This is a genomic window from Rhizobium phaseoli, assembly GCF_010668805.1.
In the GTDB taxonomy this organism is placed as follows: Bacteria; Pseudomonadota; Alphaproteobacteria; order Rhizobiales; family Rhizobiaceae; genus Rhizobium; species Rhizobium phaseoli_A.
Window position 1 is genome coordinate 253299 of record NZ_WUFT01000003.1, and the last position, 20597, is coordinate 273895.

General features: G+C 61.1%; 18 protein-coding genes. 14 read left to right on the forward strand and 4 right to left on the reverse strand.

From position 1 onward, the window contains the following. Nucleotides 1–8 precede the first annotated feature (8 nt). From sucD to lpdA, 9 genes are all read left to right on the forward strand, one after another. The gene (gene sucD / locus GR197_RS06335) at nt 9–911 is read left to right on the forward strand and encodes a succinate--CoA ligase subunit alpha (RefSeq protein WP_164007674.1); all 903 of its coding nucleotides are present in this window, start codon (nt 9–11) and stop codon (nt 909–911) included. Nucleotides 912–1081: 170 nt separating this feature from the next. Then, a complete protein-coding gene (locus tag GR197_RS06340; protein ID WP_164007676.1) occupies nt 1082–4066 on the forward strand; it encodes a 2-oxoglutarate dehydrogenase E1 component in 2985 nt (994 codons plus the stop codon). Between the two features lie 15 nt (nt 4067–4081). Further along, nucleotides 4082–4390 (forward strand): YciI family protein, encoded by a 309-nt coding sequence (locus GR197_RS06345; RefSeq protein WP_164007678.1) that lies wholly within the window; start codon nt 4082–4084, stop codon nt 4388–4390. Between the two features lie 40 nt (nt 4391–4430). Further along, complete coding sequence (gene odhB, locus GR197_RS06350; protein WP_164007681.1) at nt 4431–5684, forward strand: 2-oxoglutarate dehydrogenase complex dihydrolipoyllysine-residue succinyltransferase; 1254 nt, start codon at nt 4431–4433, stop codon at nt 5682–5684. 13 nt (nt 5685–5697) lie between these two features. Next, nucleotides 5698–6447 carry a DUF4241 domain-containing protein gene (locus GR197_RS06355; RefSeq protein WP_164007683.1) on the forward strand — a complete coding sequence of 250 codons (750 nt, stop codon included), beginning with the start codon at nt 5698–5700 and terminating at the stop codon, nt 6445–6447. Then, nucleotides 6444–6974, forward strand: coding sequence for a hypothetical protein (locus GR197_RS06360; RefSeq protein WP_164007685.1), 531 nt, complete (start codon nt 6444–6446; stop codon nt 6972–6974). Before GR197_RS06355 ends, GR197_RS06360 begins: the two co-directional genes overlap by 4 nt. Further along, nucleotides 6971–7723, forward strand: a complete 753-nt coding sequence (locus GR197_RS06365; RefSeq protein WP_164007687.1) for an SDR family oxidoreductase — start codon at nt 6971–6973, stop codon at nt 7721–7723. Before GR197_RS06360 ends, GR197_RS06365 begins: the two co-directional genes overlap by 4 nt. 19 nt (nt 7724–7742) lie before the next feature. Then, the gene (locus GR197_RS06370) at nt 7743–8381 is read left to right on the forward strand and encodes a LysE family translocator (protein WP_164007689.1); all 639 of its coding nucleotides are present in this window, start codon (nt 7743–7745) and stop codon (nt 8379–8381) included. 26 nt (nt 8382–8407) lie between these two features. Continuing rightward, entirely contained in the window at nt 8408–9814 is a 1407-nt protein-coding gene (lpdA, locus tag GR197_RS06375; protein ID WP_164007692.1) for a dihydrolipoyl dehydrogenase, read from the forward strand. A 198-nt stretch (nt 9815–10012) separates the two neighbouring features. Here the strand turns inward: lpdA and GR197_RS06380 are convergent, their stop codons facing one another. The 4 genes from GR197_RS06380 to GR197_RS06395 all read right to left on the reverse strand — a co-directional run bounded on the left by GR197_RS06380 (nt 10013) and on the right by GR197_RS06395 (nt 14576). Continuing rightward, nucleotides 10013–11212 (reverse strand): mandelate racemase/muconate lactonizing enzyme family protein, encoded by a 1200-nt coding sequence (locus GR197_RS06380; RefSeq protein WP_164007694.1) that lies wholly within the window; start codon nt 11210–11212, stop codon nt 10013–10015. Nucleotides 11213–11228: 16 nt separating this feature from the next. After that, nucleotides 11229–12590, reverse strand: a complete 1362-nt coding sequence (locus GR197_RS06385; RefSeq protein WP_164007696.1) for a mandelate racemase/muconate lactonizing enzyme family protein — start codon at nt 12588–12590, stop codon at nt 11229–11231. Nucleotides 12591–12654: 64 nt separating this feature from the next. Then, nucleotides 12655–13821: a mandelate racemase/muconate lactonizing enzyme family protein gene (locus tag GR197_RS06390; RefSeq protein WP_164007697.1), complete on the reverse strand. Its 1167-nt coding sequence runs from the start codon at nt 13819–13821 to the stop codon at nt 12655–12657. 44 nt (nt 13822–13865) lie between these two features. Beyond that, nucleotides 13866–14576 (reverse strand): GntR family transcriptional regulator, encoded by a 711-nt coding sequence (locus GR197_RS06395; RefSeq protein WP_164007699.1) that lies wholly within the window; start codon nt 14574–14576, stop codon nt 13866–13868. A gap of 207 nt (nt 14577–14783) precedes the next feature. On the opposite strand from GR197_RS06395, the gene GR197_RS06400 reads away from it, so the two are divergent. From GR197_RS06400 to GR197_RS06420, 5 genes are all read left to right on the forward strand, one after another. Beyond that, complete coding sequence (locus GR197_RS06400; RefSeq protein ID WP_164007701.1) at nt 14784–16262, forward strand: ABC transporter substrate-binding protein; 1479 nt, start codon at nt 14784–14786, stop codon at nt 16260–16262. A gap of 69 nt (nt 16263–16331) precedes the next feature. Next, nucleotides 16332–17291 (forward strand): ABC transporter permease subunit, encoded by a 960-nt coding sequence (locus GR197_RS06405; protein ID WP_164007703.1) that lies wholly within the window; start codon nt 16332–16334, stop codon nt 17289–17291. After that, complete coding sequence (locus GR197_RS06410) at nt 17288–18178, forward strand: carbohydrate ABC transporter permease (RefSeq protein ID WP_164007705.1); 891 nt, start codon at nt 17288–17290, stop codon at nt 18176–18178. Before GR197_RS06405 ends, GR197_RS06410 begins: the two co-directional genes overlap by 4 nt. A 122-nt stretch (nt 18179–18300) precedes the next feature. Then, entirely contained in the window at nt 18301–19398 is a 1098-nt protein-coding gene (locus GR197_RS06415) for a sn-glycerol-3-phosphate ABC transporter ATP-binding protein UgpC (RefSeq protein ID WP_164007708.1), read from the forward strand. Between the two features lie 33 nt (nt 19399–19431). Beyond that, entirely contained in the window at nt 19432–20595 is a 1164-nt protein-coding gene (locus GR197_RS06420; RefSeq protein ID WP_164007710.1) for a mandelate racemase/muconate lactonizing enzyme family protein, read from the forward strand. Nucleotides 20596–20597: the final 2 nt, after the last annotated feature.

The window sequence follows — 20597 nt, forward strand, 5'->3', positions numbered from 1 at the left end:
GGCCTCGCATGTCTATTCTCGTCAACAAAGACACCAAGATCCTCGTTCAGGGTCTGACCGGCAAGACCGGTACGTTCCACACCGAACAGGCGCTCGCCTATTACGGCACGCAGATGGTCGGCGGTATCCACCCGAAGAAGGGCGGCGAAACCTGGACCGGCGCAAAGGGCGAAAGCCTGCCGATCTTCGCGACCGTTGCCGAGGGCAAGGAAAAGACCGGCGCCGACGCGACCGTCATCTATGTTCCGCCGGCCGGTGCTGCCGATGCGATCATCGAGGCGATTGACGCCGAGATCCCGTTCATCACCTGCATCACCGAAGGCATCCCGGTCATGGACATGGTGCGCGTCAAGGCTCGCCTCGACCGTTCCAAGTCGCGCCTGCTCGGCCCGAACTGCCCGGGCATCATGACGCCGGAAGAATGCAAGATCGGCATCATGCCGGGCTCGATCTTCCGCAAGGGTTCGGTCGGTATCGTCTCGCGCTCGGGCACGCTGACCTATGAAGCCGTGTTCCAGACCTCCAACGAAGGCCTCGGCCAGACCACGGCCGTCGGCATCGGCGGCGACCCGGTCAAGGGCACCGAGTTCATCGACGTGCTCGAAATGTTCCTGGCCGACGAAGCCACCCAGTCAATCATCATGATCGGCGAAATCGGCGGCTCGGCAGAGGAGGATGCGGCGCAGTTCCTCAAGGACGAAGCCAAGAAGGGCCGCAGCAAGCCGATGGCCGGCTTCATTGCAGGCCGCACGGCGCCGAAGGGCCGCACCATGGGCCATGCCGGCGCCGTGGTTTCCGGCGGCAAGGGCGACGCGGAATCGAAGATCGCGGCGATGGAATCGGCAGGCATCAAGGTGTCGCCGTCTCCAGCCCGTCTCGGCAAGACGCTGGTTGAAGTCCTCAAGGGCTAATCCAACTTATACCCGGGCGGAGGAGCGGCATCTGCGCCTTCCGCCCGGTCTTGACGGCACGAGACATGCAGATGCGCCGCGGACAGGCGGCAATCGGAATGCGGCAGCCGGCGATCAAGCCGGCAAATTCATCAAAGTCAGGAGGCGGGCGGAAGCGTCCGCATATCACCATGGCACGGCAAGAAGCCAACGAGCAGTTTCAGGTCACCTCGTTTCTGGATGGCGCCAACGCTGCCTATATCGAGCAGCTCCATGCGCGCTACGAAGAGGACCCCGCCTCGGTCGACGATCAGTGGCGGACCTTTTTCAAGGCGCTTGAGGAAGATCCGAGCGATGTGAAGAGGGCGGCCAAGGGGCCTTCCTGGCGCAGAAAAAACTGGCCGCTGGCCGCCGGCGGCGACCTGGTGTCTGCTCTCGACGGCGACTGGGGCATTGTCGAGAAGGTCATCGAGACCAAGGTCAAGGCGAAGGCCGAAGCTCAGGGCAAGCCTGCCGACAGCACCGACGTGCTGCAGGCGACGCGCGATTCCGTGCGCGCCATTATGATGATCCGCGCCTACCGCATGCGCGGTCACCTGCATGCCAAGCTCGACCCGCTAGGCATCGCTGCTCCCGTCGACGACTATCGCGAGCTGTCGCCGGAGAATTACGGCTTCACATCAGCCGATTACGACCGCAGGATCTTCATCGACAACGTGCTCGGCCTGGAATACGCGACCATCCGCGAGATGATCGATATCCTCGAGCGCACCTATTGTTCGACGCTCGGCGTCGAATTCATGCACATCTCCAATCCGGAAGAGAAAGCCTGGATCCAGGAGCGTATCGAAGGGCCGGACAAGGGCGTCGCTTTCTCGGCTGAAGGCAAGAAGGCAATCCTTGCCAAGCTCGCCGAGGCCGAAGGCTACGAACAGTTCCTCGACGTCAAATTCAAGGGCACCAAGCGTTTCGGCCTCGATGGCGGCGAATCGCTGATCCCGGCTTTGGAGCAGATCCTCAAGCGCGGCGGTCATCTTGGCCTCAAGGAAGCCGTCTTCGGCATGGCCCATCGCGGCCGCCTCAACGTGCTGTCGCAGGTTATGGGCAAGCCGCACCGGGCGATCTTCCACGAGTTCAAGGGCGGCTCGGCCGCACCCGACGAAGTCGAAGGCTCGGGCGACGTCAAATATCATCTCGGGGCCTCTTCCGACCGCGAATTCGACGGCAACAAGGTGCATGTCTCACTGACGGCCAATCCGTCGCATCTTGAAATCGTCGATCCCGTCGTCATGGGCAAGGTCCGCGCCAAGCAGGACATGAATGCCACCGTCTGGGACGGCGACATCATTCCGCTTTCCGAACGCGCCAAGGTTCTGCCGCTGTTGATCCATGGCGACGCAGCCTTTGCCGGCCAGGGCGTCATTGCCGAAATCCTCGGCCTTTCCGGCTTGCGCGGCCACCGCGTCGCCGGCACCATGCATGTCATCATCAACAACCAGATCGGCTTCACCACGAACCCGGCCTTCTCGCGTTCGTCGCCCTATCCGTCCGACGTCGCCAAGATGATCGAGGCGCCGATCTTCCACGTCAACGGCGACGATCCGGAAGCGGTGGTCTATGCGGCCAAGGTCGCGACCGAATTCCGCATGAAGTTCCACAAGCCGGTGGTGCTCGACCTGTTCTGCTACCGCCGCTACGGCCACAATGAAGGCGATGAACCGTCCTTCACGCAGCCGAAGATGTACAAGGTTATCCGCGGCCACAAGACCGTGCTGCAGATCTATGCGGCCCGCCTGGTCGCCGAGGGCCTGCTCACCGAAGGTGAAGTCGAAAAGATGAAGGCCGACTGGCGCGCCCATCTCGAACAGGAGTTCGAGGCCGGCCAGCACTATAAGCCGAACAAGGCCGACTGGCTGGACGGCGAGTGGTCGGGCTTGCGCGCAGCCGACAATGCCGACGAGCAGCGCCGCGGCAAGACCGCCGTGCCGATGAAGACGCTGAAGGATATCGGCCGCAAGCTGTCGGAGATCCCGGCGGGCTTCACTGCACACCGCACGATCCAGCGCTTCATGGAAAACCGCGCCAATATGATCGCCACCGGCGAGGGTATCGACTGGGCGATGGCTGAAGCGCTGTCCTTCGGCGCGCTTTGCGTCGAAGGCAGCAAGATCCGCCTGTCCGGCCAGGATTGCGAACGCGGCACCTTCTCGCAGCGCCACTCGGTTCTCTACGATCAGGAAACCGAGGAACGCTACATCCCGCTCGCCAATCTCTCGCCGACGCAGGGTCGCTACGAAGTCATCAATTCGATGCTTTCGGAAGAGGCGGTGCTCGGTTTCGAATACGGCTATTCGCTTGCCCGCCCGAATGCGCTGACGCTCTGGGAAGCGCAGTTCGGCGATTTCGCCAACGGTGCGCAGGTGGTCTTCGACCAGTTCATCTCGTCGGGCGAACGCAAGTGGCTGCGCATGTCGGGTCTCGTCTGCCTGCTGCCGCATGGCTATGAAGGGCAGGGTCCGGAACACTCCTCGGCCCGCCTCGAGCGTTTCCTGCAGCTTTGCGCTGAGGATAACATGCAGGTCGCCAACGTTACGACGCCGGCGAACTACTTCCACATCCTGCGCCGGCAGCTGAAGCGCGACTTCCGCAAGCCGCTGATCCTGATGACGCCGAAGTCGCTGCTGCGCCACAAGCGGGCAGTCTCGACGCTTGCCGAAATGGCCGGCGAATCCGCCTTCCATCGCCTGCTCTGGGACGATGCCGAGGTGATCAAGGACGGCCCGATCAAGCTGCAAAAGGACAACAAGATCCGCCGCGTCGTCATGTGCTCCGGCAAGGTCTATTACGATCTTCTCGAAGAGCGTGAAAAGCGCGGCATCGACGATGTCTATCTCCTGCGCGTCGAGCAGCTCTATCCGTTCCCGGCAAAGGCGCTGATCAACGAGCTGTCGCGCTTCCGCAATGCCGAGATGGTCTGGTGTCAGGAAGAGCCGAAGAACATGGGCGCATGGTCGTTCATCGACCCCTTCCTCGAATGGGTGCTCGCCCATATCGATGCAAAGTATCAGCGCGTCCGTTATACCGGCCGTCCGGCCGCCGCCTCGCCGGCGACGGGCCTGATGTCCAAGCATCTGTCGCAGCTCGCCGCATTCCTCGAGGATGCATTGGGCGGTTAACACAAGGGGGGCGCAATGGCTTATTTCTTTCTGAGATTGCTGCCGCCGCGCCCCACTTTCCCGCATGACGGGACCGGAGAGGAAATGGCGGCGATGAAACGCCACGTCGAATACTGGCACCGGCACGCCCTTGCGGGATCGGCGATCGTCGTCGGTCCCGTGTTCGAGGGTGAAGGTGCCTTCGGCATGGCAATCGTCGAAGTCGAGGATCAGGCGGCAGCACAGGTGCTTGCCGACGGTGATCCGATCATCGCTTCCGGTTTCGGTTTCCGTTTCGATATCCTGCCGATGCCCTCGATCATCTTGCGGCCGCCGGCCGTCTGAAACGCATTAAACGAACACACACGAAATCAGGATCTGAACAATGGCCACAGAAATCCGCGTTCCAACTCTCGGTGAATCCGTCAGCGAGGCAACCGTCGGCACCTGGTTCAAGAAGGTCGGCGACGCCATCAAGGCCGACGAGCCGATTCTCGAGCTTGAAACCGACAAGGTGACCATCGAAGTTCCAGCGCCGACCTCCGGCACGCTTTCGGAAATCGTTGTCGCCGCCGGTGAGACCGTCGGCCTCGGCGCGCTGCTCGGCCAGATCGCCGAAGGTGCTGTCGCTGCTGCGGCACCGGCCGCTGCTCCTGCCCAGCCAGCCGCGGCTGCTCCTGCTCAGCCGGCGCCGGTTGCTGCTGCTGCCGCGTCGTCGTCGTCGAGCGCTTCCGTCTCCACCATGCCGCCGGCGCCGGCGGCTTCGAAGATGCTTGCTGAAAACAACCTTTCGGCCGACCAGGTCGATGGCAGCGGCAAGCGCGGCCAGGTGCTGAAGGGCGATGTCATCGCTGCCGTCGCCAAGGGCATTTCGGCTCCGGCGGCAGCACCGGCTGCAACGCCTGCCGCCCCGCGCGGCCCGTCGACGGTCGAGGATGCCTCGCGCGAAGAGCGCGTGAAGATGACGCGCCTGCGCCAGACGATCGCCAAGCGCCTGAAGGACGCGCAGAACACCGCCGCGATGCTCACCACCTATAATGAGGTGGACATGAAGGCGGTCATGGACCTGCGCAACAAGTACAAGGACATTTTCGAGAAGAAGCACGGCGTCAAGCTCGGCTTCATGGGCTTCTTCACCAAGGCGGTGACGCATGCGCTGAAGGAACTGCCGGCGGTCAACGCCGAGATCGACGGCACCGACCTCATCTACAAGAACTACTGCCATGTCGGCATGGCCGTCGGCACCGACAAGGGCCTCGTCGTTCCCGTCATCCGTGACGCCGACCAGATGTCGATCGCCGAAATCGAAAAAGAACTCGGCCGTCTGGCCAAGGCAGCCCGTGATGGCTCGCTCTCCATGGCCGACATGCAGGGCGGCACCTTCACCATCACCAATGGCGGCGTCTACGGCTCGCTGATGTCCTCGCCGATCCTGAATGCGCCGCAGTCCGGCATTCTCGGCATGCACAAGATCCAGGAGCGGCCGGTGGCGATCGGGGGCCAGGTGGTTATCCGTCCGATGATGTATCTGGCGCTGTCCTACGATCATCGCATCGTCGACGGTAAGGAAGCAGTCACCTTCCTCGTGCGCGTCAAGGAAAGCCTGGAAGATCCGGAACGTCTGGTTCTCGATCTCTAAAGGAGCGCTTTCGATGCGAAACCGGATCATGCGAGCGGCGCGCCTTCTTCTCTGCGCTGCCGCCGCGCATGTTCCGGTCTCGGCAGCGGCGGCCGGCTGGGATATCAGCAAGGCAAGCAGCAATTTCGAGCTGGTGACGCTCAGCGACGCCGAACTCTCCGGCCGGTCGATCGGCGTGATCCATATGGGCAATGTCGAGCTGACCTCGGGGCGCATCGTTGCGGCCGATCCGCTCGCTCAGCCCGATCGTCCGGCGCTGGCAAGAACGGTTGCGCCGGGCGAATATCCGGTGACGCTCTACCAGGCCTTTGGGCGCATTGCCGCCGCCGGCCTGCGGTTTGCCGAGGGCAAGCCGGATCATTGGGAGCTTGCCGTCCTGCCCGGGCAGGATGTAGCGACGCTGAAGGACGGCGAGATCTTCGGTTACCCAGTCGATGCCGGCCTCGGCTGCTACATGGATGCCGAGACGCTTGGTCTGATCGGAGAACGTGAAGCGCAGGTGCAGGCGCAAAAGCCTGACGCCGACATCAATTATTACGACGACGTGCTGGCATCCGACCTCGACGTCAACAAGGGCAGTTACGCGCTGCACCGGCCGGTTGCCGGCGAGAAGGGGAATGTCGCGGTATTCTGGAGCGGCTGGGGCGACGGTGTCTATCCTGTCTTTTGGGGGCTGGATAAGGATGGCCGGGCGCTGGTGCTGCTGACCGATTTCAGCGTTGTCGAGAATGCCGACGGGCGGAAGGAGCCGAAGCTGCAATGAGCGGGAAGATCGGGATCACGGCGAAACGGAAAGGCGTGGCTGCAATCGCAGCCGCTGCGTTTTGCGCCGTTCCGGTATCGACGCTCAGCGCTGCCTGCAAGCAGGAACAGGCCATTTACGTCGATCGCGACGGGGCATACGAGTTGCGCTTTGCCCCGCTGAATTCACAGTCGGCTGCGGCGAGCAACCAGTTCAAGGTCAGCGCCCTCAAGACGCCGGTGGTGATGGAAGGTTATGTCATGCCGTCGGAAGATCCGGTGCGCGCCATCGGCATCCTGATGTTCAATTGCCCCGAGGGTGACGCGACCGGCGCCGATCTCGATGCTTGCACGGTCTGGCAAGGAGCCGTCTATGGCATGGATGCCAAGGGCGAGATGGACAATCTGCAGCCGGAAGGGGCTGCGGCGGCCGAAAGGCTCGTGTTTCCCGGACTTGGTCCCGCCATCCGCCAATCCAGCGCCTGGGGCGAGGGCAAGGCTACCGTGGCGCCCTGGGACGTGCTGACATTCAAGGAGTGCGCGATATGAGTGATGCACCGGTTGTTCTCGTGACCGGCGGAAGCCGGGGCATCGGCGCCGCCGTCTCGCGGCTCGCCGCGCGCCAGGGCTGGCGTGTCGCGGTGAACTACGCTTCCAACCGCAAAGCTGCGGATGCCGTCGTTGCGGCGATTGCCGAAGGCGGCGGCGAGGCCGTGGCGATTGCGGGTGATGTCGGCAAGACTGCGGATATCGTCGCGATGTTTGCAGCGGTCGATCGGCATTTCGGCCGGCTCGACGGGCTCGTCAACAATGCCGGCGTCGTCGACTATCCGCAGCGCGTCGACGAGATGGCGGCGGAGCGGATCGAACGCATGATGCGCATCAATGTGACCGGCTCCATGCTCTGCGCCGCAGAGGCCGTGCGCCGCATGTCGAGCCGCTATGGTGGGCGGGGCGGCGCGATCGTCAACGTCTCGTCGATGGCGGCGATCCTCGGTTCGCCGACGCAGTATGTCGATTATGCCGCCTCGAAGGCGGCGATCGACACATTCACCGTCGGGCTGGCGCGCGAGGTCGCTACCGAGGGCATCCGCGTGAACGCTATCAGGCCCGGCGTCATCGAAACCGATCTCCATGCATCCGGCGGGCTACCGGACCGGGCCCGCGAAATGGCGCCATCGATCCCGATGCAGCGCAGCGGCACGCCCGAGGAGGTGGCTGATGCGATCCTCTATCTCCTTTCCCCTTCGGCTTCCTATATAACCGGCGCGATCCTCAATGTGAGCGGCGGCCGCTAAAAGACAGGGCGAAAACAGCATGCCTTACATTCTCGAATTCCTCGGCCTGATGGCCGTCTTCTCGATCTTCATCGTCGTGCCGGGGGCCGATTTCGCCGTCATTTTGCGCCAGAGCATCGTGCATGGGCGGCGCGCCGCCATCATGACCGGGCTCGGCATGGGCTTCTCGCTGCTCTTTCATATCAGCTACACGATCCTCGGGCTCGGCCTGATCGTCTCGAAATCGCTGACGCTGTTTGCGGTCATCAAATGGGCTGGCGTCGCCTATCTCGTCTATCTCGGCATCAAGTCGTTTCGCGACCCCGGCTTCAAGGTGCAGGACATCGAGGTGACGGCCGAGGATCGCAAGCCGGTCTCGATGTTCAAGTGCCTCGGCATGGGTTTCATCACCAATGCGCTGAATCCGAAGCCGGTGCTGTTCTTCCTGTCACTGTTTTCGACGCTCGTGCATCACGACACGCCGGCGCTGATCCAGTTCTCCTACGGCATCGGCATGGCAACGGCGCTGATCGCCTGGTTTGCCGGCGTCTCCTATTTCTTCACGGTCAAGGCGATCCGTGACCGCTTCATTGCCAGCGGCAAATGGTTCAACCGCATCACCGGAGCGGCGCTCGTCGGCTTCGGCTTCCGCCTCGCGCTGTCGCGCGCGGCCGACTAAACGAAAAATCCAAAGGGAAAGAAGCAATGTCCTACGATGTGATCATTATCGGCACCGGCCCGGGCGGCTATGTCTGCGCCGTCAAAGCAGCCCAGCTCGGCCTCAAGGTCGCCGTCGTCGAAAAGCGCGCGACCTATGGCGGCACCTGCCTGAACGTCGGCTGCATTCCGTCGAAGGCGCTGCTGCATGCCTCCGAAATGTTCCATCAGGCCGGCCACGGCATGAGCGCTCTCGGGATCGACATTGCGGCGCCGACGCTCAATCTCGGCAATATGATGGCTCACAAGGACGCCACGGTGAAGTCGAATGTCGACGGCGTCGCCTTCCTCTTCAAGAAGAACAAGATCGATGCGTTCCAGGGCAGCGGCAAGATCGTCTCGGCCGGCAAGGTCGCCGTCGTAGCCGAAGACGGCACGGTGAAGGAGATCGAAGGCAAGAACATCGTCATCGCCACCGGCTCCGACGTCGCCGGCATTCCCGGCGTGCAGGTCGAGATCGATGAGAAGACCATCATCTCGTCCACTGGCGGCATCGCGCTGGAAAAGGTGCCGGAAACGCTGATCGTCGTCGGCGGCGGCGTCATCGGGCTCGAGCTCGGCTCGGTCTGGTCGCGGCTTGGCGCCAAGGTCACCGTTGTCGAATATCTCGACACCATCCTCGGCGGCATGGACGGCGAAGTCTCCAAGCAGTTCCAGCGCATGCTCGCCAAGCAGGGCATCGATTTCCATCTCGGCGCCAAGGTGACCGGGGTCGAAAAGGGCGACAAGGGCGCCAAGGTCACGTTCGAGCCGGCCAAAGGCGGTGAAAAGGTGACGCTCGACGCCGACGTCGTGCTGATCGCCACCGGCCGCAAGCCCTATACGGCGGGTCTCGGCCTGGAAGAGGCCGGAGTTGCGCTCGACAATCGCGGCCGCGTCGAGATCGACGGCCACTTCAAGACCAATGTCGCCGGCATTTATGCGATCGGCGATGTGGTCAAGGGTCCGATGCTGGCGCACAAGGCGGAAGACGAGGGCGTGGCGCTCGCCGAAATTCTCGCCGGCCAGCATGGCCACGTCAATTATGACGTCATTCCAAGCGTCGTTTATACGCAGCCGGAGATCGCCTCGGTCGGCAAGACCGAGGAAGAGCTGAAAGCCGCTGGTATCGCCTTCAAGGTCGGCAAGTTCCCGTTCACGGCCAATGGCCGCGCACGCGCAATGCTGGCGACAGACGGCTTCGTCAAGATCCTTGCCGACAAGGAAACCGACCGGGTGCTCGGCGGCCATATCGTCGGCTTCGGCGCCGGCGAGATGATCCACGAGATCGCCGTGCTGATGGAGTTCGGCGGCTCATCGGAAGATCTCGGCCGTACCTGCCATGCGCATCCGACCATGTCGGAAGCGGTGAAGGAAGCCGCACTCGCGACCTTCTTCAAGCCGATCCATATGTAGTCTTGCATATTCGTACCGAAGCATACAGCCGCTTGCCGGGAAGGCGGGCGGCTGTTTTAGACTAAACCTTCAGCGCCTTTCGACGCGGCGCGCAAAGGCGGCATTGAACTGCCATTCGCTGTTTACAGGTCGATACCACTTATTTCGGCAACCCCTATTACCTGGCGCCCGACAAGATGGCCACGGCAGGGGGAGGGTTCAGTCGAAAAAGCCCGCATCCTCTTCCCTGAGATATTTCCTGGCCGCTTCAGCGTCGATGTCGAGGCCCAGCCCCGGCGCTTCCAGGAGGTCCACCATGCTGTCCTTCACGATTTGCGGCGGCAAGCCGATGACAAGATCCTCCCACCAGGGGTCAGAAGCGGTCGGATATTCGAACGCGACGTAATTTGCCGGTAACGTGGCGCAGACATTGATCAACGCGCCGAGGCCCAGCAGGCCGTTAGCGGTGCCGTGCGGCGCCATCAGGATCGAGTGCATGTAGGCGTGCTCGGCGACCCATTTGAGCTCGGCAATGCCGCCAATATCGGCTGGATCGGGGCCGATGACGCGTACCGCCTGCGTCTCGATCAGTTCCTTGAAATTGTGCCGCAGGTAGATCTGCTCACCAGTGTGGATTGGCGTCGAGGTGGAGGTTGTCAGTTCCCGATACGCCTGCGGATTGACCCACGGCACGTAGTCGCCAGTCAGCATGTCCTCGAGCCACATCAAATTGTACTTCTCGACCGCGCGGGCGAATTTGATCGCGTCGGGCAACATCCAGCCGGGCCCGCAGTCCAGCGCCAGGCTGACTTTGTCGCCCAGCACCTCCTTCATGGCGATCACGCAGTCGAGCATGTGATTGAAACCGCGCTCGCTGATCACACCCTGATCCATGGCGCCGTGATAGCCGGCCTTGTTCTGCGTCACGCCGTAATGGAAGTCCTCGATGGTGTCCTTCATGTTGGAGTGGAACGAGATTCCTTGCTTGACCATGAAGAAGTTCTGCGGCTGCTCCATCATCCACTTGACGTCAGCGGCATAATCCTCCGGCCGGTCGCCCGTGCGTTTCCGGCGAACAGAGCCGTTATAGACCCGCACTTTGTCCCGCACCTTGCCGCCGAGCAGTTTATAGGCGGGCACACCCGCGGCCTTGCCGGCAATATCCCACAGCGCATGCTCAATCGCGCTCACCGCCGCGCCATACGGCTTGAAGGAGCCGCGTTGGCGGATCTTCAGCATGACTCGCTCGACGTCGGTCGGGTCCTCGCCGATCAGCGCGTCGCGGAAATGCAGCACAAAGGGCTTGAGATAGGACTTGGTGAATTCGACTTCGCCCAAGCCATAGAGGCCATCGTCCGTCACAATGCGGACAATCGGGTGTTTGCCGATAACGGCGCAGCGGAGATCGGTGATCTTCATCTTCGTTCCTTTCGCCTCAGCTCCAGGTGCGATCCCAGGAGTACTCATCGTCCCAGTGGCTGGTAGGACGCCAAATGCCGGTGACACCCGGCTGCAGATGCTGCGAGATCACCTCGTCGACGACGTCGTCAATGCCCAGGCCCGGCTTGTCCGGAACAGTGATGAAGCCGTTTTGTACCAGGGGCTTCGGAAGGCCAGTGACGATATCGTCCCACCAGTCGACATCGGCGGAATGGTATTCGAGCGCCATGAAATTTTCGGTCGCGGTCGCGACATGTGCCGCGGCCATTGCTGCGATCGGACTTTCCGCCATATGGATGGCCATGGCGACACCCCGGTCCTGTGCCATATCGCCGATCTTCTTGGTCTCGAGGATGCCCCCACTGGTGAGCAGGTCCGGGTGGATAACGGAGACGCCGCCGCTGGCGAGCAGAGGCTCGAAGCCTTCCTTGAGGTAGATATCCTCGCCGGTGCAGATCGGTACCGTGGTGGCATCCTGCAGTTGTCGGTATTGCTCGGTATACTGCCATGGGATCACATCCTCGAGCCAGGCTGGCACGTATTTTTCAATTCGCCTGGCAAGGCGGATGCCATTCTGCATCGAGATATGGCCGATATGGTCGATGGCGAGCGGCACATCCATGCCGATGACCTCACGAACCTCGGCGATGTACTGCTCAAGCAGGTCGAGACCCTTGTCGGAAAAGTGAAGGCCGGTAAACGGGTGCTGGACGTTATGCAAATCGTAGGCAGCGTTGCGGACACGCCGCTCCTCTATGGTTTTCAGCGGCCCGCGATTGGGAGAATCGCGGTATCCTTCCAATGAGCCGGCAGGAAAGACGACCGCGCCGGGCACATCTGCGATCTGCATCAGTCCCAGATCCATCTTGAGAAAGGTGAAGCCGAGATCCATGCGCTGCTTGAGGCGCTTGCCGGTCTCGGTGCCGCTCGGCACGGTGGCGTCGGTATCGCAGTAGACGCGCACTTTCTCCCGAAAACGGCCGCCGAGCATCTGGTAGATGGGGACGCCATAGGCCTTGCCGGCAAGATCCCACAACGCGATTTCAATCGCCGAGACGCCGCCGCCTTGCCGGCCGTGCCCGCCGAACTGCTTGATCCGGCGAAACAGTCGGTCGATGTTGCAAGGGTTCTCGCCCAGCAACCGGCTCTTCAGCATCAGCGCGTAGGTGGCGCTGGCGCTGTCGCGCACCTCGCCAAGCCCGACGATGCCCTGATTGGTGTAAATCTTAAGCAGCACTGAGGTGAACGGCGCCCCGACGATTTCGGCGACCCGCATGTCGGTGATGCGAAGGTCGGATGGCTTGGAATGCGTGTTCACCCGATTGAGCGCCTCGTCGGCTCCATCTGCCTCTGGCATGATTTATCCTCGTTTTGGTCGGGCGGGCTCGCCGCCGTGCAAGCTGGGGCGGCGGAGAGCGTTGCTAGTCCAGCTCTATCTCGTGGTTTTGAAGGTAGTCGCGGTTCATTTCGACGCCGAGACCAGGCTTGGACGTAAGCTTGAGGCTGCCGTTCGAAACATCGAGCGGTCTGTCGATGAGGTGATCGTATTTGCCCAGGTTCCACTCGGACGTTTCGAGTTTGTAGAAGTTAGGAACGGTCATCATCACCTGCGCGCCCGCAACTACGTTGATCGGACCTGCGGCGTCATGCGGCGAGACCGGGATGTAGTAGGCTTCGCATAGGGCGGAAATCTTTTTGAGTTCGGTAATGCCGCCGGTCCAGGTGACATCAGGCATGATGTAGTCAGCGAGCCTATTTTCGAGCACCGGCACGAAATCCCACTTCGTGTGACCGCGCTCGCCCCACGAAATAGCGGCGCTGACCTTCTCACGAACCTGTCTGAGAGCGTTGAGGCTCTCCGGCGGACAAGGCTCTTCGAACCAGTCGATCTGACCAGCTTCCTCGAGGCTCCGGCAAAGGCGGATGGCGGTGGGAACGTCGAACCGGCCATGCGCATCGATGAGGATGTCGACATCAGGGCCTGCCGTTTCGCGGATGAGGGCCGTCAGTTCGGCGGCTTCGCGCTCATCTTTGCGAGTCATGCTGCCATCGAGGTAGCCGTCCCGCTGTTCGCGAGACTGTCCATCGGCGGTGCGGCCTTGGTGGGGGAAAGGATCGAACTTGAGCGCCATGTGGCCGGATTCGACGATGTCTCGAATTTCGCGGACCACAGCCTCCTTGCTGGTAAACTTGGCCTGGTTGGGATGAGTGTATAGCGCAATTTCATCGCGTACCGGTCCGCCCAACAGCTCGTAAATCGGCTTATCCAGGACTTTGCCCCGGATGTCCCAGAGGGCTATGTCAATGGCGCTCACGCATTCGACTGCGGCGCCGCGACTGCCCATATAGGTGAAGCTGCGGAATATCTTGTGCCACAGATACTCGATGCGCGCCGGGTCCTCGCCTGTCACAGCGGCACCGATCTGCCGCAGGATCGTGCAGAGGGCGCGATTGGCGAGCCTTGTCGTGGTGGTGATCTCTCCCCAGCCGCTCACTCCCTCGTCGGTCGTCACTTCGACGAACAAATACTCTCCCCAATAAGAAGCATCGGACTTGATCAGCCACGGCCGAACGCTGGTGATTTTCATCTCAACTGCCTTTATCTGAAGTGGTCGGGATAAATTCGAGGCCTCTACCCTGCCCGAGCGGCGTTTCGCGCACGCATGTGCTCGAGGATGTGCCGGCCGGAGCCTTCGACATGGCGTGCGATGAGTTCGCCTGCCTCGTTCGCATTTCCCGCTTTTACATGCGCGATGAGCTCGCGATGCTCGCTCAGGATCGCGGCACGCCGAGCGAGCGTGAAGTTGAAACGCCGGCTCACGGCTCGAAGCACTTCGCGATGCTTCCACCAAAGCTCGGCGGCATGGCGGTTGTAGTGCCTTTGGTACATGACGGTATGAAAGGCGGTGTCCAGCTCGCTGTGCCTGAACGTATCGGCGAAGTTGTTCTCTTCGATCAAGCCCTGGATGCGTTCGAGTTCAGCAATATCCTCGACGGTGGCCATATTCACGAACCATCGCGTCAGTGCCGGCTCGATCAACACTCCTATCTCGTAGATGTCCCGAACAAAATCCTGATCTATGGGCCGGACGCGCGCTCCGCGGTTGGGAACGAGGGTGACAAAGCCCTCCCCGCGCAACAGTTGCAGAGCCTCGCGCACCGGGTTGGTCGAAGTGCCGTGGCGTCGGGCGAGATCGGTGACCACAAGCCGTTCGTTGGCAGCGAGCCGCCCTTCGATGATGTCGTCCCTGATCAGCTGATAAAGCGAGGCGCCCTCGCTGGAGGCCCCGATCGCGTCGATCCCTTCGGGTGGTTGCGCTCTAAAATCAGTTGTTTCGGCCAAAGCTGTTCCCGTTCAATACATATATTGCTTCGATATCACGCGAGATCTATCTAAACAATGTACGATTTCTTCAGTTGACAGGCAATCTTCGATCTGAAAACGTATGATCTGTCCAAAGAGATACATTGGCTGAAAACGTCCCGCAGCCAATGAGCAAAGACCGCTCGCCTCGACGCAGAGCGGCATGGGAGAACCTGGAGGATACCTATGTCGAGGATTTCACTCGGTGGTGCCGTCCTGCGCGGCGCTGTTTCTACTGCTTTGATGGTATCGTTGATGTCCACGTCGGCGCTGGGAGCGTCGGTCGACTTGAGCAAGTGGTCGCCGGAATATGTGCGCTCCATTGCCGGCACGCAGGATTTCGACACGGCGGCCGATTGCGGCAAGGTCACCCCGCTCGACTATAAGGGGCGACTGACTTTCTGGTATCAGGGCGTGTTCGAGGGCGACCCCGATCTCCTGCGCCAGTATTATAAAGAGTTCTTCGAGACGTTCCGCAAAACCTATCCAAACATCCAGCTTGAGGAGCAAGCCCTCACCTATAACGACCTGCTGGATAAGTTCCGGACCGCGCTCCTTGGCAATGCAGCGCCCATGGCGGTTCGCCTGCAGATCCTTGGTGGCACCGAGTTCGCCTCAAAGGGCTATTTGCAGCCGCTCAAGCCCGAGGATGTAGGGTATTCGACCGACGATTTCTGGCCCGGCGCAATGAAGGCTGTAACCTGGGAGGGGGTGACCTACGGCATTCCCACCAACAACGAGACGATGGCGTTCATCTGGAACGCCGACATCTTCAAGCGTGCAGGCCTCGATCCGGACAAGGCTCCGGCAACCTGGGACGACGTCGTCAAGGATTCCAAGCAGATTCACGACAAGCTCGGCATTGCCGGTTACGGTCTCGTGGCTCGCAAGAATGCCGGCAATACGCCATATCGCTTCATGCCGCAGCTGTGGGCCTATGGCGGCGGCGTCTTCGACGAAGCGACCGCCAACCCGACCTATAAGGAGGTCGAGCTCAACAGTTCGCAGAGCAAGGCGGCACTGCAGGCCTCCTACGATATGTATGTTCGCGACAAGTCGGTTCCGGTTTCGGCGCTCACCAACCAGCAGGCCGACAACCAGCCCCTCTTCCTCGCCGGCCAGCTCGGCATGATGATCTCGCACCCGTCCGACTACAACGTCATGCTCGACCTGCAGAAAAAGGCGACGGATACCGACAAGGACAAGGCGCAGACCGTCATCGACAATATGCGCTACGGCCTGATTCCGACTGGCCCCGACGGCAAGCGTGCCGTCGTGTTCGGCGGCTCCAACATTCACATCCTGAAGCCCGAATATGTCGAGGGCGGCAAGGTGGACGAGCCGGCTGCAAAGGCGATCATCTGCATGTGGACGAGCCCGGAATGGTCGCTGAAGATGGCCTATGCCGGCTCGAACCCGGGAAACCTCAACGGCTTCAAGACCAAATGGATGAAGGAACGTCTTGATAGTATCAAGTTCCTCGATGTCACGACCTCGATGCTGCCATACGGCATTCCGTTCCCGGCGCTGCCACAGTCCCCCGAGATCATGAACATCATCGTCCCGGACATGCTGCAGAATGCCCTGACCGGGGCCATGACCGTCGACCAAGCAGCCGACGACGCAGCCAAGAAGGTCAAAGACCTGATGGACGGCGGACTCTAGTCGAAGCCAGACGATCTGACCGGCTGCCGACTGCAGCCGATCTGTTCCGAAGAACAAGGGCGCGGCATAGTGACGATCTTGACTGGCAAGGCCGAGGCTCTCCGAAGACCGAAACCCGATAGGTCGGGCGTGCTGCGAAAGATTTGGGAGCATCGGGCCGACTACGCCTATGTGCTTCCTGCGATCGCCGTAATGCTCATCGTCATCGCCTACCCTATCTACTACACGATCGAGCTGTCGTTCTTCAACACACCGCCTGGCCTGCAGCTGCGGGACAAGATTTTCATCGGCTTCGACAACTACATCGCCATCCTCACCAGTCCGGTGTTCTGGAAGGTCACCTCGAACACGCTTATCTGGACACTGGGATCCACGTTCATCTCATTTGTCCTGGGGTTTGCCTGCGCCCTGGCGCTCCATCGTGATTTTGTCGGCCGTGGCATCCTGCGCGCCGTCCTGATCATTCCCTGGGTCATCAGCGCGGTCGCCGCGTCCTATATCTGGAAGTGGATCTATCATTCGGACTTCGGGATCATTGGCGCGGTGCTGGTCGGTCTCGGATGGGCCGACCGGCCGCCGAATTTCATCGACAGCGTCAGCACGGTGCTGCCCTCGCTGATCGTCGTCAATATCTGGCGAGAGTTTCCCTTTGCCATGATCATGATGATGGCTGGCCTGCAGACGGTTCCCGACCAGTTGCTGCGCGCCGCAAAAGTCGACGGAGCCAATGCATGGCAGCGGTTCTGGCACGTCACCTTTCCGCACTTGAGAAACGTCTCGACGGTGACGATCCTTCTGCTGGCAGTGGCCAACTTCAATTCTTTCATCATTCCCTGGATCATGACCGGCGGCGGGCCGTCGAACGCATCGCATATCTGGATCACCCACATTTATGAACTCGCCTTCGGCCGCCAGCGCTGGGGGGTGGCATCGGCCTATTCGGTGCTGCTGTTCCTGATCCTGATGTCGCTCGGCTACTTCTACGTCCGTGCGCTGAGCGGCAACGAGCGGAAGGACGGGAGCGAATGAGCACGATTGCCGAGACGGTTCATCGAGGCCAGGCGCGTCGCCGCATGCGTATCGATGGATGGCGGTGGGGCGGCCGCATCTTCCTTGTGTTCATGCTGCTTTACACGGCATTACCGATGGTCTGGATGCTGATCACCTCGATCAAATCAGGCTTCGCGGCCATGCAGTTCCCGCCGCAATGGTGGCCGGACCATCCTACCCTCGCCAGCTACCAGAAGCTGCTCGATCCGCAAAACAGCGTCGGCCAGGACTTCCTGCGCTTCTTCTGGAACAGCCTTTTCGTCTCCACCGTCACGACCATCCTTTCTGTGATCGTGGCAGTTCCTGCGGCCTACGCGTTTTCACGCTTCACCTTCCCGGGGCGGAACTTTCTGTTCTTCGCCGTCTTGCTCCGCAACATGTTTCCGGCAGTGATCTTTCTCGTGCCGCTCTTCATCCTGATGCGCGCGATCGGGCTGGTGAACACGCATGGGTCGCTCGTCCTCACCTACCTCACATTCGGCCTGCCGCTGGCAATCTGGCTCCTCAAGGGCTTCTACGACAATATTCCGGTGCAACTCGAGCAGGCGGCGCGCATCGACGGAGCAACGCGGTTCCAGGCGTTTCTTCTGATCGTGATGCCGCTCTCGGCGCCAGGGATCATCGCCACGGCGATCTATTCCTTCATTGGCGCGTGGAACGAGTACATCTACGCCTACACTTTCCTCTCCAAGAACGATCAGTTGACGCTGCCGGTCGGCATCCAGCGTTTCTTCTCGGAAAATACAACGGACTTTCCGGGCCTGATGGCGGCCAGCTTCATGATGAGCGTGCCCGTCGTGGTCCTGTTCCTCGTCCTGCAACGATACTTCGTACGGGCGCTTACGGAAGGCGCAGTCAAGCACTAGAACAGGATGATTTTAGGCCGGTGGCCTAAAATCTGAATCCTGTTCTAAATTAAAGAGTTAGAGCATGATGTCATGAGAAAACCGCTGACACTTTTCGGCATCATGCTCTAGGGGAGTTGCCGGTGGCCCACGTGGTCCTTCAAGATCTGGTCAAGACCTACGGCAGCTTCAAAGCTGTCAACAATGTTTCGCTGACGGTCAACGACGGCGAATTCGTCGCGCTCGTCGGCCCGTCAGGCTGCGGCAAAACCACCACGCTCAATCTCGTAGCGGGGCTCATCCCCATCACATCCGGCGACATCGTCATCGGCGACCGGGGAGTCAACGACCTGGACCCCAAAGACCGGGACATCGCAATGGTGTTCCAGAACTACGCGCTCTATCCGCAGAAATCGGTCTACAAAAATCTGGCGTTCCCGCTGCAGATGCGCAAACTGCCAAGGGACGAGATCGACAAGAAGGTCAGGGAAGCAGCACGCGTACTCGACATGACGCAGTTGCTCGAGCGCAAGCCACGCGAACTTTCGGGCGGGCAACAGCAGCGCGTGGCGCTCGGCCGTGCCCTCGTTCGCGATCCAGCGGTATTTTTGATGGATGAGCCACTCTCCAACCTCGATGCAAAGCTGCGCGTGCAGATGCGGTCGGAGATCAAGCGTTTCCACCAGGACCTCAAAGCGACGATCATCTACGTGACGCACGACCAGCTCGAAGCGGTCACCATGGCCGACAGGATGGCGGTGATGAATGGCGGCTACCTGCAACAATACGATTCACCGGCGCAGGTCTTTGCTCATCCGGTGAACATGTTCGTCGCCAGCTTCGTCGGCAGCCCGGCGATGAGCCTTGTTCCGCTGGAGACATCAACGGCAGGCGGCAACACCGTGTTGACCAGCGCGGAGGGCTGGCACCTCGAGCTCTCGCCGAACAACGCCCGAAGGGTCGAGAGGGCAACAACCAGGAAAGTCGTGCTCGGCGCACGTCACTCCACGATCAAGCTGCACAAGAGTGCGCTGCCTGGAAGCATCCCGGCAAAGGCCTACACCGTGGAACCGACCGGAGACGTCACCTTCGTACAGGCGTTGCTGTCCGGCGCCATCGTCAATGTCAGCGTGCCGCCGACCATTGCCGTCGCGCCCGACGAACAGATTTGGCTCGAGTTCGATCAGGAGCGGATGCATTTGTTCGACGGCGAAACCGAAATGGCCCTGAAGGCCAACTGAGACCAAGCGGATGCGGGTGAAACGAGGGCGTTGATGACGACGAAGCTTAAAATCACGGCGATCAAACCCTATCCAGTATGGGTCGGAACGCGCAACCAGATGCTGGTCAAGGTCGAGACCGACAACGGCATCTTCGGCTGGGGCGAGAGCGGTTTGAGCGGTCGCGAGCAGGCCGTGGCTGGCGCCATCGAGCACTATCGCGAGTTTCTCATCGGCCGCGACCCGATGCAGATTGGTCGGATCTGGCAAGAAGTCTATCGCAGCCAATACTTCGAAGGCGGACGCGTTTTGCAGGCTGCGATTTCAGCCATCGACATTGCTCTTCACGACATCAAGGGCAAAGCGCTGGGGGTGCCGGCTTACGAATTTTTGGGCGGCAAGCAGCGCGACCGCATTCCGACCTTTGCCTCGACCGGTGACGAGGCCGAGGGCGATGTTGCAATCGAACGAGCCCGCGAACTACGCGCACAAGGGTGGCAGGCGATCCGCTTCTTCCCCATCGGGCAAAGCAGCAAGGACGTTTTTGAGCCGCGGGAGTCGATCGGCGCTACCGCAGCTATGCTGAACAAGGCGCGCGAGGTGCTGGGCGACGACGTCGTCCTCGGCATCGATTATCATCATCGGCTGTCGGTGGCAGAGGCGGCAAGCTTCTGTAACAAGCTTGGCCGTGGCGTGCTTGATTTCCTCGAGGAGCCGATACGAGACGAGACACCCGAGGCCTACGAATCCCTGCGCACGATGACCGACATCCCCTTCGCCATCGGCGAGGAATTTGCCAGCAAGTGGCAGTTCCTGCCCTACATCGAGCGTGGCATCCATCAGTTCAACCGGCTCGATGTCTGCAATGTTGGCGGTCTCACCGAAGCGATGAAGGTCGCGGGCTGGAGCGAAGCGCATTATGTGGACCTGATGCCGCACAATCCGCTCGGCCCGGTCTGCACGGCCGCGACCATCCATCTCGCCGCCGCGGTACCGAATTTCGCCTGGCTCGAGACAAGGGCGCCCGAAGCAAAGCTCGGCTTCGATAATTCCGACTTCTTCCCCGTACAGCCGCGGCTCGACGGCACCGACTATCCCGTCAGCGGTCTGCCGGGGCTCGGCGTTGAGGTCAACGAAGAAGCGGTCAAGGCGGAGAGCTTTCGCTTCTGGGAAGCGCCGCATCTGAAGCGCCGCGACGGTTCTGTCACAAACTGGTAGTT